The following is a 13513-nucleotide window of genomic DNA, read 5'->3' as shown; positions in this document are numbered from 1 at the left end:
CGCCGCGCCGACATGTGCCCGCGCACGCCCCGCCGGACGTTTCCGACGGGGCCCGGGCGTCGATCTAACCTGTTTCGAACGTAGACATCCATGCAATTCCCTGAATCCTGGTTGAGAACCTTTGTCGACCCGCAGCTGACGACCGACGAGCTGTCGCACGCGCTGACGATGGCGGGGCTCGAAGTCGAATCGCTGAGCAAGGCTGCGCCGCCGACGTCGAAGATCGTCGTCGGCCGCGTGCTCGAAGTCGTCAAGCATCCGGATGCGGACAAGCTCAATGTCTGCCAGGTCGACGCCGGCACCGGCGCGACGCTGAATATCGTTTGCGGCGCACCGAACGTGGCGCCCGGCATCAAGGTGCCGGTCGCGCTGGTCGGCGCGGAACTGCCGCCGGCGGAAGAGGGCGGCAAGCCGTTCGCGATCAAGCTGTCGAAGCTGCGCGGCGTCGAGAGCCAGGGGATGCTGTGCTCGGCGCGCGAGCTGAAGCTGTCCGAAGACCACAGCGGCCTGCTGATCCTGCCGGAAGACACGCCGGTCGGCCAGGACATCCGCGACACGCTCAATCTCGACGACACGATCTTCGAAATCAAGCTGACGCCGAACAAGGCCGATTGCCTGTCCGTGTTCGGCATCGCGCGCGAGACGGCCGCGATCACCGGCGCGCCGCTGACGCCGGTCGATATCCGCCCGGTGCGCGTCGAGCTCGACGAGACGCTCCCCGTGCGCATTGCCGCGCCCGATCTGTGCGGCCGCTTCTCCGGCCGCGTGATCCGCGGCGTGAACGCGCACGCGAAGACGCCGCAATGGATGGTCGAGCGCCTCGAGCGTTCGGGCCAGCGCAGCGTGTCGGCGCTCGTCGACATCTCGAACTATGTGATGTTCGAGCTTGGCCGTCCGTCGCACGTGTTCGACCTGGACAAGATCCACGGCGGCATCGAGGTGCGCTGGGGCAAGCGCGGCGAATCGCTGAAGCTGCTGAACGGCAATACGGTCGAACTCGACGAAACGGTCGGCGTGATCGCGGACGACCGCCACGTCGAAAGCCTCGCGGGCATCATGGGCGGCGACAGCACGGCCGTCACGCTCGACACCACCAACATCTATCTGGAAGCCGCGTTCTGGTGGCCGGACAGCATCCGTGGCCGCGCGCGCAAGTACAACTTCTCGACCGATGCGGCCCATCGCTTCGAGCGCGGCGTCGACTACGCAACCACCGTCGAGCACGTCGAGCGCATTACGCAACTGATTCTCGAGATCTGCGGCGGCAAGGCCGGCCCGATCGACGATCAGGCGGTCAACCTGCCGCAGCGCGCGCCGGTGAAGATGCGCGTATCGCGCGCGAACCGCATCATCGGCGTGAAGATCGACGCCGACGAGATCGCGGACATCTTCACGCGCCTCGGCCTGCCGTTCGTGCGTGACGACGACGCATTCCTGATCACGCCGCCGTCGCACCGCTTCGACATCGAGATCGAGGAAGACCTGATCGAGGAAGTCGCACGCATTTACGGCTTCGAGAAGATTCCGGCGCGTCCGCCGGTCGCGACGAGCGAGATGCGCGCGACCAACGAAACGCAGCGTTCGATCCACGACATCCGTCATGCGCTGGCGGCGCGCGACTACGCGGAAACGGTCAACTTCAGCTTCGTCGATGCGGAGTGGGAGCACGATTTCGCCGGCAACGACAACCCGATTCGCCTGCTGAATCCGATCGCGAGCCAGCTGTCGGTGATGCGCACGACGCTGTTCGGCAGCCTGATCTCGGTGTTGCGCCACAACCTGAACCGTCGCGCGGATCGCGTGCGCGTGTTCGAGGCCGGCCGCGTGTTCCTCGCCGATTCGTCGGTTAAGGCCGGCGAGCTGACCGTCGAAGGCTACACGCAGCCGAAACGTGTTGGCGCGCTCGCGTACGGCCCGGCGGTCGACGAGCAGTGGGGCGTGGCCACGCGCGCAGTCGATTTCTTCGACGTGAAGGGCGATCTCGAGGCGCTGCTCGCGCCGGCCGCCGCGCGTTTCGTGAAGGCCGAACATCCGGCCCTTCATCCGGGCCGCAGCGCGCGCATCGAAGTCGATGGCCGCGCGGTCGGCTGGATCGGCGAGCTGCATCCGCGCCTGATGCAGAAGTACGAGCTGCCGCACGCGCCGGTGATGTTCGAAATCGACACGGACGCGCTCACCGCGCGTGCGCTGCCGGCTCCGACCGACGTATCGAAATTCCCGCCGGTACGGCGCGATATCGCCGTCGTGGTCGATCAGGCGGTCGAGGTTCAGGCACTTTTCGACGAAATGAAGAAGGCGCTGGCCGAAGACGCCTGCCGATTCGTTCAGAAGGTTGTACTCTTCGACGAATTTCGTGCAAAATCAAATACTTCCGGTGGCCTTGCCGCGCACGAGAAGAGCCTTGCCTTCCGCGTGACGCTGCAGGATCCGGCTGGCACGCTACAGGACGAGGTCGTCGATCAGGCGATCCAGACGCTGGTCGAGCGAATGGCTCGTGCCGGTGCCCGCCTGCGCGGCTAAGGAGAGGGGCCGCCCGTTGGCGGGCGGCTTTTTCCCCTCGCAAGTTTTGGTTTAACGCGCTGTATGGCAGATATGAACGACATGACCTCGAGTGAATTCGAAGCCCTCCTGACGGCGCAACGCAGCGCCATGAACCGCGACGCTTCGGCGCCGGCGTCCACCGAGACGCCGACGCTGACGAAAGCGGAACTGGCGGAGCTGCTGTTCGACAGCGTCGGGCTGAACAAGCGTGAAGCGAAGGACATGGTCGAGGCTTTTTTCGAAGTGATCCGCGACGCGCTCGAAAACGGTGAAAGCGTCAAGCTGTCGGGATTCGGCAATTTCCAGCTGCGCGACAAGCCGCAGCGTCCGGGCCGCAATCCGAAGACGGGCGAGGCGATTCCGATCGCGGCCCGCCGGGTGGTAACCTTCCACGCGAGCCAGAAGCTGAAGGCGCTGGTCGAAAACGGCGTGGAATGACGCCCGCGCGTTGACGTCCCCGCGCGGCCGCCGCGCACCCTTTACCGACGGTTAACCGACGATGACCACTACGGTTGAGAAAGTCGTCTTGCCTCCGATTCCCGCGAAGCGCTACTTCACGATCGGTGAAGTCAGTGAGCTGTGCGGGGTCAAGCCGCACGTGCTGCGTTACTGGGAACAGGAATTCACGCAGCTGCGGCCGGTGAAGCGGCGAGGCAATCGCCGGTATTACCAGCATCACGAAGTGCTGCTGATCCGGCGGATTCGCGAGCTGCTGTACGAACAGGGGTTCACGATCAACGGGGCGCGCAACCGGCTCGATTCGCCGGGCAGCGAACGCGGCGCCCCGGCGCCGGCCGAGCCGGACGTGGCCGGTGCCGATGAGCGTGCGGCGGGCCAGCAGGGTGAGACGGTCGATGTGAACGCGTTGCGGCAGGCGCTCCTCGACGTGATCGACGGATTGAAGCGCGACTGAGCACGACGCTCGAAACAAAGCCCGGTTGGCGAAGTGCCACCGGGCTTTTTTCATGCGCGCGGGCCCGCGCTGTCAGCGCGATGCGAGCGGATTCGGCTTGCCCATGTCGACGACCAGCGTGCCGTCCGGCAGCATCCGCACCGAGCCTTGCGCGACCTGGCTGCGGTAGCCGTACAGGTCGAAACGCATCGGGCCGGCCTCGGCAGAGTTCCGGATCAGCGCGCGCACATTCAGTTCGAGCACGTTGAACATCTTCATGTCGCCGCCTTCCATCCACATGTAGCTCGGCGCGTCGATCTGCGGGCGCTTCGCTACGGGTGCGTCGGCGGGACGCCGGAACGTGAGGCGCAGCCCGTCGCGTTCGACTGTCGCCTGCGCGAGTTTGCCGTTCAGCACTGGCGGCGGAAATACGGTGTACTGATCGAGCACGAGCGTGTCGCCGCGCAGTTCCGCGCCGCGGCGCTGCAGCGGCGTCAGCGACGCGAGTTCGATGCCGAGCGAGCGCAGCAGCTTCGCCTGCGGAATGCCGAGCACCGACACCTGCGACGGCTTGAACGCGAGGTGCCGGTCGTCGAGCACCGACAGCGAGCCCTTCATGTCGGTCGGCAGCCACACGCCGGGCACGTGATTCCAGAGCTTGATGCCGCCCTGGACGCGCAGGTCCTGGCCATCCGCGCTCAGTTGCAGGTCGTTCAGCGAGCGCGGCGAATAATCGAGCAGATAGTTGTTGAAGAGCGCCGACATCGCCTTCCACGATTCGACGACCGTTCCGCCGAGAATGCGGATGTCGTACTGGTTCGGATCGTCGAGGTCGACCGGCTCGCCCGGCCGTTTCGCGGTGAGCTGCACGTCGAGATCCTCGACATGGAAGCCGATGTCGCCGGACAGGTTGAAGTCGACGTTGTGCAGGTGGATCGTCGGGTTGCGGTTCGACACGTGCCGTTCGTTGAACGGCGTGGTCGACGAGCGCCGCATCGCGACTTTCTGCATGCCGGGCTGCGTCGCGGTGGCCGCGAGCGCAAACGCTTCCCAGTGCTGGCGCAAGTCGCGCAACGCGTTCTGCTGCGCGGCGAGGAAGCTGTCGTTCAGGCGGGCGGACCCATTGCCCAGCGCGGCGCCGCTCGCGGGGCCCGCATACGACGGCATTCGGATCGCCATCGCACCGCTTTCGTCGAAATTGAAATAGCCGGCCGACACCTGCTCGCGATAGTGGTACAGGTCGAACACGAAATTCTGGTCGCGCTTCGTCGGGTCGACGGGGCTGATCAGGATGTCGGCGTTCATCGGCATCGAGCGCATGAATTTCACGTCGCCGCCGCGAATGTACATCGCCTGTTGCGGCGCATTCGCGGGCAGCGCGAAACCGGCGTGCGAGCCGTCGTCGAGCGTCAGGTCGAGTCCGGCCGGTGTCACGCGCAGCGCGGTGATCCGGATCTTCAGCCGCGGCGGCGGCATCAGCTTGTCGACCGACATCACGAGGTCGTCGCCGACGAGCCGCGCGATCGGTGTCTCGACCTTCAGCAGGTCGGCCATCTTCACGTTGGCCGCGCGCATCACCGGCTGCGCATTGATGCCCGATACGCGCACGCCGCTCGGGTGGAACACGAGCTGACTGCCGTCGCGGATCGCCAGCGTACCGGTCAGCGAGAACGGCACCCAGCCGTCGCGTTGCATCTCGCCTTGCAGATGGATCACGCCGTCGCCCGCCGAGACTGCGAGCTTGCGCAGCGGCGCGTTGCGGTAACCGAAGATGTAGGTGTCGAAGAGTGCGGTCAGCTTCGTGTTGTCGAGTGTGACCGTACCTTCGTGCACGTCGATCTCGAAGCTCGTCGGGTCATCGAACACGATCGGCGCGCCGGCCTGCGTCGGCACGAGTGTCGCGGACAGCTGATGAATGAAGAAGCCGAGGTTGTTGACGATGCGGAAATCGACATCGCGCAGAAACGTCATCGCACCGTTCTGGCCCGAGTCGCGCAGCGTGAACGGGCGCGGCTGCGTGAGGCTGATCGACGCGAGCGACGGCACGGTGCGGGCGATCTGCTGTTCACGGGCGAGACGTTCGGCCTTGGCGCGCTCGATCTTCGTCGAGGCGACCGACGCGTTGCCGTCACGCTGCGCGGCTGGTTCCGCGCAACCGGCGCAGAGCAGCGCGAGCGCCAGCGCGCCGCAGCCGAGTGCACGGGAGGTGCCGTGTGAAACCGACGCCGCCGCGCGTCGCGGAGCAGCCATCCAGTCGAGAATTGCCAAAGGCGTGCGATGGCCGCGCCGGACCGCATTCCGCATCGTCTGTCTCCAGGTCTTGTCGTGATCGACGAGGGCGCGCGGCCGATGCGCGGCGCGGACGTCGATGCCGTGCAGTGTGGCATAGCGCGCTAGAGCGGCGTCACCAAACAACGGGCGTCCGGGCAAGGCCGGGCGACGCACGACAGGACAATGGATTCCCGGTGGCGGGGCGGCAAGATCAAACGGTCGTTTGGTTTTGCGGCCAGGGCGGGCGGCGCGCCGAGCCGATCGTCAAACCCGGCGCCGGCGTGGGCTGACGCGGGTTTTCGTGTCGAGTGAGAGCAGGCGGCAGGGCGGCGACGGACGCGGTATCGCTGTCGTCGCCGGCACGGCCGATCAGACCAGCATGCGCTGCCGGATCGCATTCTGCGTCGGCTGGTCCAGCTGCAGGCCGTTATCGATGTACGACGTCATCGAGCCGTACGACGTGACGACTTGATCGAATGCTGCCTGCAAATAGGCGTCCTGCGCGCTCTGCAGCGCGGCCATCATGTCCGCCGCATCCTGGCCGCCACCCTTGCGCGCCTGCGCGACATAGGCGGCGATTTCCGACGCGCTGTAGACGTTGGTCAGCAAATAGTCGGCGAGAATCGTCTGCCGGGGGACGCCGAGGATCGTATGCAGGATGGCCGTCGCCCAGCCGGTGCGATCCTTGCCGGCCGTGCAGTGAAAGAGCAGGTTGCCGCCGGACGCGGCAAAGCCGGCGAATAGCGTGCGATAACTCGTCCGCGCCGTTTCCGACGTCACGAACGCCCGATACATGCGCTGCATGAAGGCCGCGGCCGTCGCGCCACTGGTCGGAAGCGGATTGAGATTGACGACGCCGAGCACGTTGAGGTTCTGCCAGGTGGCGCCGGCCAATGACACATCCGGCTGCGCCTGGATCTCGGACGTCGTGCGCAGGTCGCACACCTGCGTGATGCCGAGCGTATCGACCGTTGCGAGGTGGGTCGCGGACAATGCGAGCGCCGAAGACCGGTAGATCACGCCTTTTTTCATCGCTGCGCCACTTGCGGTGGCATAGCCCGTGCCGTCGGGTCCCGCGGTGTCACGAAAGTTCGCTGCCGACCCGAGCCTGGGCGTCGTGACGGGAGCGATCGCGATCGAATCGCCGCCGCACGCGGATAGAAGCGACGCGGTACCCAGCGCGATGCCGAGCGTGCCGGCACCCAGCTCGAGAAAGTGCCGACGGGAAATTTCGTTTTTCTGATTCATTCACTGGCCTTTTTCGGAGACGGTGACAGGGGAAGTCGCGACCGCGGTTGTGAAACGAAACCGCTGCGCCGGCACGCCGCGCGGCGCGACAAAGCGCAGCAGTGCCGTATCGGTCGGCATGCAGCCGGACGATGCGCCGTGCGCGTCGATCTCGCGCCGGGTAAGCGCACGGTAGCGATCCGCGGCGAAACGGCCATCGTCCTTTTCGATTAGGACGCGACGTGGGTTGCCGGTGCGATTCGCGCAACTTGCCGTGGGTGCGCCGGCCGAGGCGCGGTAAGATCGGCATCAGTGGCTGGATGGATCAGCATGGTGGCCGACACGGGGGAGGCGTCATGGATCTGAAGGAACTCGACGTATTGGGAGCGGATGTAGGCGATCACTGGTACTACGCGTCGAAGGCGCGCGCGATCCGTCGGTTCCTGGGCTCGCCGGATGCGAGCCGGATCCTCGACGTCGGCGCGGGCTCGGGATTCTTTTCCAAGCATTTGCTCGAGCGCACGCAGGCGACCGAAGCGTGGTGTGTCGATACGAGCTACCCCGACGATACCGACGGCGAGGCGGCCGGCAAGCCTGTCCATTTTCGCCGCGCCGTCGATCGATTCGATGCCGATCTCGTGTTGCTGATGGATGTCCTCGAGCACGTCGATGACGATGTCGGGCTGCTTGCGCGATATGTGGAGGGTGCGCCCAAGGGCAGCCGGTTCCTGATCACGGTTCCCGCGTTTCAGTTCCTCTGGAGCGCGCATGACGATTTTCTCGAGCACAAGCGCAGGTACACGCTCGACGGTCTTGAAGACGTCGCGCGTCGCGCGGGGCTGGAGGTCGAGCACGGCGCATACTACTTCGGCCTCACGTTTCCGCTCGCGGCGGCAATGCGGCTGAGCGAACGCGCGCGTCGGCAACCGCGCGAACCGGCGTCGCAATTGCGCCGGCACCATCCGGTCGTCAACGGTTTGCTCAAGCTGATCTGCCGGGCCGAGTTGCCGATGTTCCGGTTCAATCGGATGGCGGGCCTCACGGTCATCTGTGTCGCGCGCAAGCGGTGAGCATGGGGCGGAGCGCATGGCCGGCCCATGCGCGCGGCAGGACGTGCGTTGCCGCTTGCGTCGAGGCCGTCACGTGCTGCCACGCCAGCTCGAAAAAATTTCGCAGGAACATTCACAAAATGCATGCGACCCGTTCTAAACCGGCGAACTGTCTGTTATAATTTTTTTCTTTCGGGGCGTAGCGCAGCCTGGTAGCGTACCTGCATGGGGTGCAGGTGGTCGGAGGTTCAAATCCTCTCGCCCCGACCAGATAAAGAACCCGCGTCAGTTCAGGCTGACGCGGGTTTTTTCTTGGCCGTCGCTTTTTTGCACATCCCGGCGCGGCCCCGGTAAAATGCAAGGTTGATCCACGGAAAGCGCCGTGATTTAGCGGAAGAGGATTCCCCGAACATGACTGATCTTCGTCTTACCATGCGGTTCGCTGCAGTGCTCGCCACTGGCGCGCTCGTCGCCGGTTGCGGTACGTCGTCGCCCACGAAAGTGGACTACAAGAGCGATTCGAAATCGAAGGAAGCGTCGCTCGCAGTGCCGCCCAACATGCTTGACGAGACGGCCGATCAGCGTTCGCTGCCGCCGCAGGGCGGCGCGACTTCCCTGTCTGCGCTTCAGCAGGTCCAGCACGCGGCACCCGCGTTGGACACCGTCGCGCCCGCCGTGTCCGGCATGCATATCCAGCGCGACGGCACCGAGAGCTGGCTCGTGATCGACGGCAAGAAGCCCGCCGACATCTGGCCGCAGGTTCGCCGCTTCTGGCAGGAGCAGGGCTTCCTGCTCGTCGTCGACCAGCGCGACAAGGGCGTGATGGAAACCGACTGGAACGAGACCCATCCGCAGATCAACGACGGCCTGATTCGTAGTGTGATCTCGAAGGCGATGGGCAACTCGTACGTGACGGCCGAGCGCAACAAGTACCGCACGCGCCTCGATTCGGCACCCAACGGCGGCACCTACGTGTTCATCAGCCAGAAGGGCATGCGCGAGGCGATCACCGGTGCGAACAACGATTCGAGCAAGTGGGAAGCGAAGCCGAACGATCCGGCGCTCGAGACGGAATACCTGAAGCGGCTGATGGCAGTGCTCGCCCAGAACGAGCAGCGCGCGAAGAACGGCGAGCCGCCGATCGCGAACATCAACGACAACACGGTGCCGAAGGACAAGAAGGCGGACACCGACGCATCGAAGGCAGCCGCCGCCGCGATTGCCGCGCAGAACGTCGCGCGTACGTCGTCGCAAGCGAACGACGTCGACTCGGCTTCGGTGCCGTCCGAAGTCACGCTCGGCGAGCCGTACGACCGTTCGTGGCTGCACGTCGGCCTCGCGCTCGATCGCGCGAACTTCACGGTCGACGATCGCGATCGCACGAAGGGCCTGTATTTCGTGCGTTATGTCGATCCGAAGGACATCAGCGCGGCCGAGCAAGGTTTCTGGAGCCAGCTGTTCCACGGTAAGAAGGAAAAGCAGGCGAAGCAGTATCGCGTCAACGTGAAGGCGCTGTCGTCCGACCAGACGCGCGTCGCAGTCGTCGACGATTCGGGTGCGATCGATACGTCGACGCCGGCCCGGCAAATCATGGGGCTGCTCGTGAATCAGCTGCGCTGATCGCGGCACGATCCCGGCCTTCGAAAAAGCCCGCCTTCCGGCGGGCTTTTTTCATTGTCGCGCGCGTTGGCGCCTGCGTGTGCGGGACGTTCGATCCCTTCTCGTGACGTTACGTAACATCCGCGCGTTACGGCCGCAGGACAGGTGTTACATCGTCACGACCGCAAAAAATATCCTTATGGATCAATGGCGTACTTTCGCAAATGTGCCTGGCATACAAACTGCTTTATAAGGTGGAATCGTGAAGACAGGGAGGGTGGCGTCAGAGAGCGGGCGGCGTCTCGACCGTCCGACCGACGTCTTCAGATGCCGGTGCTGCAAGCGCCGGCGCAAAACCGATGACGATCCGCGCGATGCGCGGATCCCGATGGCCCCGTCGCCTTTCCTCGTAGGGCGACGGTTTCGCCCGCGCTTCTTCTGAAGCGCGGGCAATTTTTTTGGGGCGGCAAAGCGAATGCATGCCGATCCGGCCGCGGGGATTCGTATTGGTCGAGCGTTGGGAGGCGGGGCTGCATTGGCCGCGCATGTGCGTTTGACGCACATTTCGGCTTGCCGCGGAGCGGTCGCGGACGGATCGATCGTTCCGGGATCCGCGCGCTGTGGAGGTTCGTTTGAGCGGGGCGAGGCGGCCGGACGCATTGCCGGCCGCTGCGATCCGTCAGTGCGACGTGCTGGGTACGTCGAGAATCAGGATGATCGTCCAGTCGGCATCGCCGTCGTGATGATACTGGCGCTCGGCGACGATGAACGGTTGCTGCTTGCCTTGCGGGCCGAGGAAAAGCACGTCGCCCTCCATCGGCAGGCACTCGATCGGCGGCAGCGCGAGGAACGCGTCGGTCGAGCCGCGCGGCATCAGTTGCTTGATCTTGCGAGTGGCTTCTTCGGTCCACTCGATGTCGAGTTGAATGTTGCTCATGCTGTCCTCCGCACCGGGGTGCGCACGGGTGGAAAATTTCGGTGCGCGACTTTAGCACAACGCGCGGGCGCCGCAACCAAAAAAGCCGAACCCGGTTGCCCGGATTCGGCTTTTCGCTTGTGCGGTGCCGCCGAACTTACTGGCTGGCAGCTTCTGCCGGAGCCGCCTTCTTGGCGGCCTTCTTCGCTGCCTTGTGATGCATCGCCTTCTTGACGTGGTGATGCTCTTCCTGCGCCGCCGGCTGTGCAGCCTCGGCTGCTTGCTGCTGTTGCAGTGCCTGTGCGCGCTGCTCGATCTCGGCGATCTTTGCCGGATCGGTGATGGTCTGGATTTGCGTGCTCTCTTGCGCATACGCTGCGCCAGTCAGCGCCGACATCGCGACCAGAATAGCCAGGGACGTCTTCTTCATTGCTTTACCTCCGCTAAGTGGTGATGAACCCGAATGTTGCCGTTTTGTCTGGCGACTGCAATCGAGTGCGTGTCGAGTGTAACAAAAGTGACGGATCAATGTGCACCGGATCGAGGCGCAGCGCAAGGCCCCGTTGAAGTCGCGCAACACTTCGTGCGTTCCGTCACGCGCCTGCCATCCGGGGCGATACCGTCGCTTTCGCCTCCGGTGCACGTGGCGCCGTCAGAACCAGCCGAGCCATCGATAGACGTGAAATTGCGCGATGCCGACCAGCTCGTGCAATGCCCGGTTCGCGTTTTCCAGGTTGGCCCGGCGGGGCAGCCAGCCCAGTTGTGCGCGGCGGCGATTCGAATAAACGGGCTGCGGATCGATGCCGAAGTGGCGGAAGTCGAGCAATGCGCGGCGCATCTGGTACGACGACGCGACGAGAATGCGCGTGTCGTCATGTTGTGAGCGTAGTATAGAAGCAGTGAATTTCGCGTTTTCGTAGGTCGTACGGCTGTTCGGCTCGAGCACGAGGTCGCCGGGGGCGACACCTTCCGCCACCAGCCGGCGTCCGTACACGGCCGCCTCGGTTTCGCCGTGATGTTGCGGGTCGCCGCCCGACATCACCACGGTGCAGCGGGTGGCCTGCTGCACGCACGTGCGATAGAGCGCGGCGGTCGTGCGGATGCGCGCTTCGCCGTCGGGCGGCGCCTGCAGGCCGGTTTCGCCGCGCCGCGTGCCGATGCCGAGGGTGATCAGCGTGGTCCGGCCGTGCATGGCGGGGTGCTCGATCGGCGTCACACCGGCCTCGGTCCACGCGATGAGCGGCGCCGCGAGCCAGCCGGTCGCGAGCAGCCAGAACACCGCGGCGCCGGCGATCGCGATCTGTCGCCGCCGCTTGCGGCAGAGCATGAAACAGATGAAGAGAAGTACAAACGAATCGAACAGAATCAATTTGATTGGGGTATGGTGTCTTTTTATGGACGGCTGACGATCTGGCCCTAACGCGACGTCGAACGTCGGCCTCCAGAATCGGTGGCGGTATCGGCGGGCGGAGCTCCCGCCCGGCACGCCGCTTCGCATTGTCGCTGCACTTTAAGAAAGAATCGAGATGGCCACGTATTCCAACGAAGCGGTGCTCGACGCATTGAGACGAGTGCAGTACCGCCAGGTACCGTGGGCGCGCCGCCCGGGCGTGTTCGAGTATCTCCGGTCGCTAGGACTGATGGACACGGTCAGGCAGAAGACCGTTGCGCCCGCACCGGGTTTTCATGCGCCGGTCGACATCGCGGTGCTGACCGACAACGGTCGAGCCGAATGCGCGCGCCTCGAGCGCGACGAGAAATTACTTTCCTGGACCGATCGCCGTATGGACGACTACGCATTGAGCGAAGCCAGCGCCGTGGCGATTCTCGAAAGCCGCCTGTAGCGGCGCGCGCCTGTCCTCGCGCAGCCCTGCGCGACACGCCGAAAAAAAGCCCGTATCGCGAGGATACGGGCGTACCGGATACTTTTGCTGTTGCCATGCTGTGCTCATGGCAACGAATGTGACTCGTCGCATATCGAGCAGTTCCCGAATCGGGGAATTTTCTTTGACGAAAACCGGCAGGTTGCCGGGCTACGGATGGCGCGGCAGCTCGGTCGGCTGCGAGCCGATGCGCGCGCGTGCGTTGCTGGCGATGTCGCCGCGCAAGTCGCCGCGCGGCACGGTCTGCCGATTGGACGCCGTGGCGGGCGGTTGCTGGCGAAGGGAATTCCGGTGCTCTTGCTGGCGATGAGGCTGCTTGCCGCGATCATCGGCGCGAGCGGGGGCGGTCAGCGCCAGTGAAATGACAATGCCGCATGCGACGAGCAGTGACATTGGTTTCATGGCGGGGGCTCCCTTCAAGCCGCCGGCGCAGCTTGTTGATATGACGCTAAGGTAAGCGCGGGAGTGCAGGTTTGCTGTAAATAATAGTAAAGAGATGTATCGCAGCACGACAGCGGGGATCGACGACGACGCGAGCGCCGCGCAATGAACGGGGCGCTGAAAGAAACCGGGCGGCCGAAGCCGCCCGATCGAGCATGCGTTACGCCATCTTCACAGGGGCGCGCCAGGATTCCGGGTTGGTCCAGAAGGCGCCGCGCAGCCGGTCGCGGCTCGGCGGTGCAGGCGGCTTCGCCGCGCTTGCCCCGATGCGACCGCGCAACGAGATCTGGCGGCCGCTCGTGCCGAGTCGCTTGACGATTTCGGCGAGCGTACCGTCTGCCTGCCATTCGTCGAAGCGACGGCGGCAGGTCGGCGGCGACGGATAGCGGCCCGGCAGCTTGGACCAGCCTTCACCCGTCGACAGTACCCACAGCACGGCATTGACCACGGAACGGGCCTCCACGCGGGGACGGCCGCGCCGTTCGCTTCGTGCGGGTTCCGAGCAAAACAGACCTTCGACCAGCGCCCACTCGTTATCTCTCAAATCGTCGAACAGCATCATGTCCTCACCTCAGCGAAGCTAACTCCGGTGCGCTGCCCTGCGCCGCGCACTCTTCAGGCACTCGAACGTCGAGTGCCGGGTGGGGGCGTCCGGTTGGCCGGCAGCGGCGTTTCTGCCTTCCCGTCCGACGAA

Annotated in this window: 12 protein-coding genes, 1 tRNA gene and 1 pseudogene; 7 read left to right on the top strand and 7 right to left on the bottom strand. The window is 64.9% G+C overall.

Translation table 11 applies throughout. The annotated features are described in order from the left end of the window. Nucleotides 1-90: 90 nt before the first annotated feature. The 3 genes from pheT (at nucleotide 91) to SB771_RS11595 (ending at nucleotide 3454) form a co-directional block, all read left to right on the top strand. Nucleotides 91-2520: a phenylalanine--tRNA ligase subunit beta gene (gene pheT, locus SB771_RS11605; RefSeq protein WP_175660677.1), complete on the top strand. Its 2430-nt coding sequence runs from the start codon at nucleotides 91-93 to the stop codon at nucleotides 2518-2520. Nucleotides 2521-2592: 72 nt separating this feature from the next. Next, nucleotides 2593-2979: an integration host factor subunit alpha gene (locus SB771_RS11600; RefSeq protein WP_006753316.1), complete on the top strand. Its 387-nt coding sequence runs from the start codon at nucleotides 2593-2595 to the stop codon at nucleotides 2977-2979. 61 nt (nucleotides 2980-3040) lie between these two features. Next, complete coding sequence (locus tag SB771_RS11595; RefSeq protein ID WP_165751305.1) at nucleotides 3041-3454, top strand: MerR family transcriptional regulator; 414 nt, start codon at nucleotides 3041-3043, stop codon at nucleotides 3452-3454. Between the two features lie 72 nt (nucleotides 3455-3526). On the opposite strand, the gene SB771_RS11590 is transcribed toward SB771_RS11595, so the two are convergent. Both SB771_RS11590 and SB771_RS11585 read right to left on the bottom strand, forming a co-directional pair. Beyond that, a complete protein-coding gene (locus tag SB771_RS11590; protein WP_175660678.1) occupies nucleotides 3527-5737 on the bottom strand; it encodes a hypothetical protein in 2211 nt (736 codons plus the stop codon). A gap of 336 nt (nucleotides 5738-6073) precedes the next feature. Continuing rightward, nucleotides 6074-6952, bottom strand: coding sequence for a tyrosine-protein phosphatase (locus tag SB771_RS11585; protein ID WP_175660679.1), 879 nt, complete (start codon nucleotides 6950-6952; stop codon nucleotides 6074-6076). A 335-nt stretch (nucleotides 6953-7287) separates the two neighbouring features. Here SB771_RS11585 and SB771_RS11580 point away from each other — a divergent pair, with 335 nt between their 5' ends. From SB771_RS11580 to bamC, 3 genes are all read left to right on the top strand, one after another. Next, nucleotides 7288-8001, top strand: a complete 714-nt coding sequence (locus SB771_RS11580) for a class I SAM-dependent methyltransferase (protein ID WP_011656680.1) — start codon at nucleotides 7288-7290, stop codon at nucleotides 7999-8001. 172 nt (nucleotides 8002-8173) lie between these two features. After that, nucleotides 8174-8250: transfer RNA gene (locus SB771_RS11575), tRNA-Pro, on the top strand. A gap of 141 nt (nucleotides 8251-8391) precedes the next feature. Then, nucleotides 8392-9600 carry an outer membrane protein assembly factor BamC gene (gene bamC / locus SB771_RS11570; protein WP_006754202.1) on the top strand — a complete coding sequence of 403 codons (1209 nt, stop codon included), beginning with the start codon at nucleotides 8392-8394 and terminating at the stop codon, nucleotides 9598-9600. Nucleotides 9601-10258: 658 nt separating this feature from the next. Here the strand turns inward: bamC and SB771_RS11565 are convergent. The 3 genes from SB771_RS11565 to SB771_RS11555 form a co-directional block, all read right to left on the bottom strand. Next, nucleotides 10259-10516 (bottom strand): hypothetical protein, encoded by a 258-nt coding sequence (locus SB771_RS11565; protein ID WP_006758856.1) that lies wholly within the window; start codon nucleotides 10514-10516, stop codon nucleotides 10259-10261. A gap of 136 nt (nucleotides 10517-10652) precedes the next feature. After that, nucleotides 10653-10925, bottom strand: coding sequence for a hypothetical protein (locus tag SB771_RS11560; RefSeq protein WP_011656682.1), 273 nt, complete (start codon nucleotides 10923-10925; stop codon nucleotides 10653-10655). A gap of 222 nt (nucleotides 10926-11147) precedes the next feature. Further along, nucleotides 11148-11822: an ElyC/SanA/YdcF family protein gene (locus SB771_RS11555; protein WP_175660886.1), complete on the bottom strand. Its 675-nt coding sequence runs from the start codon at nucleotides 11820-11822 to the stop codon at nucleotides 11148-11150. Nucleotides 11823-12021: 199 nt separating this feature from the next. Between SB771_RS11555 and SB771_RS11550 the strand changes: the two genes are divergently transcribed. Next, nucleotides 12022-12339, top strand: coding sequence for a hypothetical protein (locus SB771_RS11550; RefSeq protein ID WP_006754206.1), 318 nt, complete (start codon nucleotides 12022-12024; stop codon nucleotides 12337-12339). Nucleotides 12340-12528: 189 nt separating this feature from the next. On the opposite strand, the gene SB771_RS11545 is transcribed toward SB771_RS11550, so the two are convergent. Continuing rightward, a complete protein-coding gene (locus tag SB771_RS11545) occupies nucleotides 12529-12780 on the bottom strand; it encodes a hypothetical protein (protein ID WP_011656684.1) in 252 nt (83 codons plus the stop codon). A 202-nt stretch (nucleotides 12781-12982) separates the two neighbouring features. Then, nucleotides 12983-13378, bottom strand: a pseudogene (locus SB771_RS11540) (transposase); the annotation flags it as partial. Nucleotides 13379-13513 lie beyond the last annotated feature (135 nt).

It is taken from the genome of Burkholderia sp. SIMBA_051 (genome assembly GCF_046534915.1).
Taxonomy (GTDB): Bacteria; Pseudomonadota; Gammaproteobacteria; order Burkholderiales; family Burkholderiaceae; genus Burkholderia; species Burkholderia ambifaria.
The sequence above is the reverse complement of the archived record's forward strand: the minus strand, read 5'-3'. Positions and strand labels throughout refer to the sequence as shown.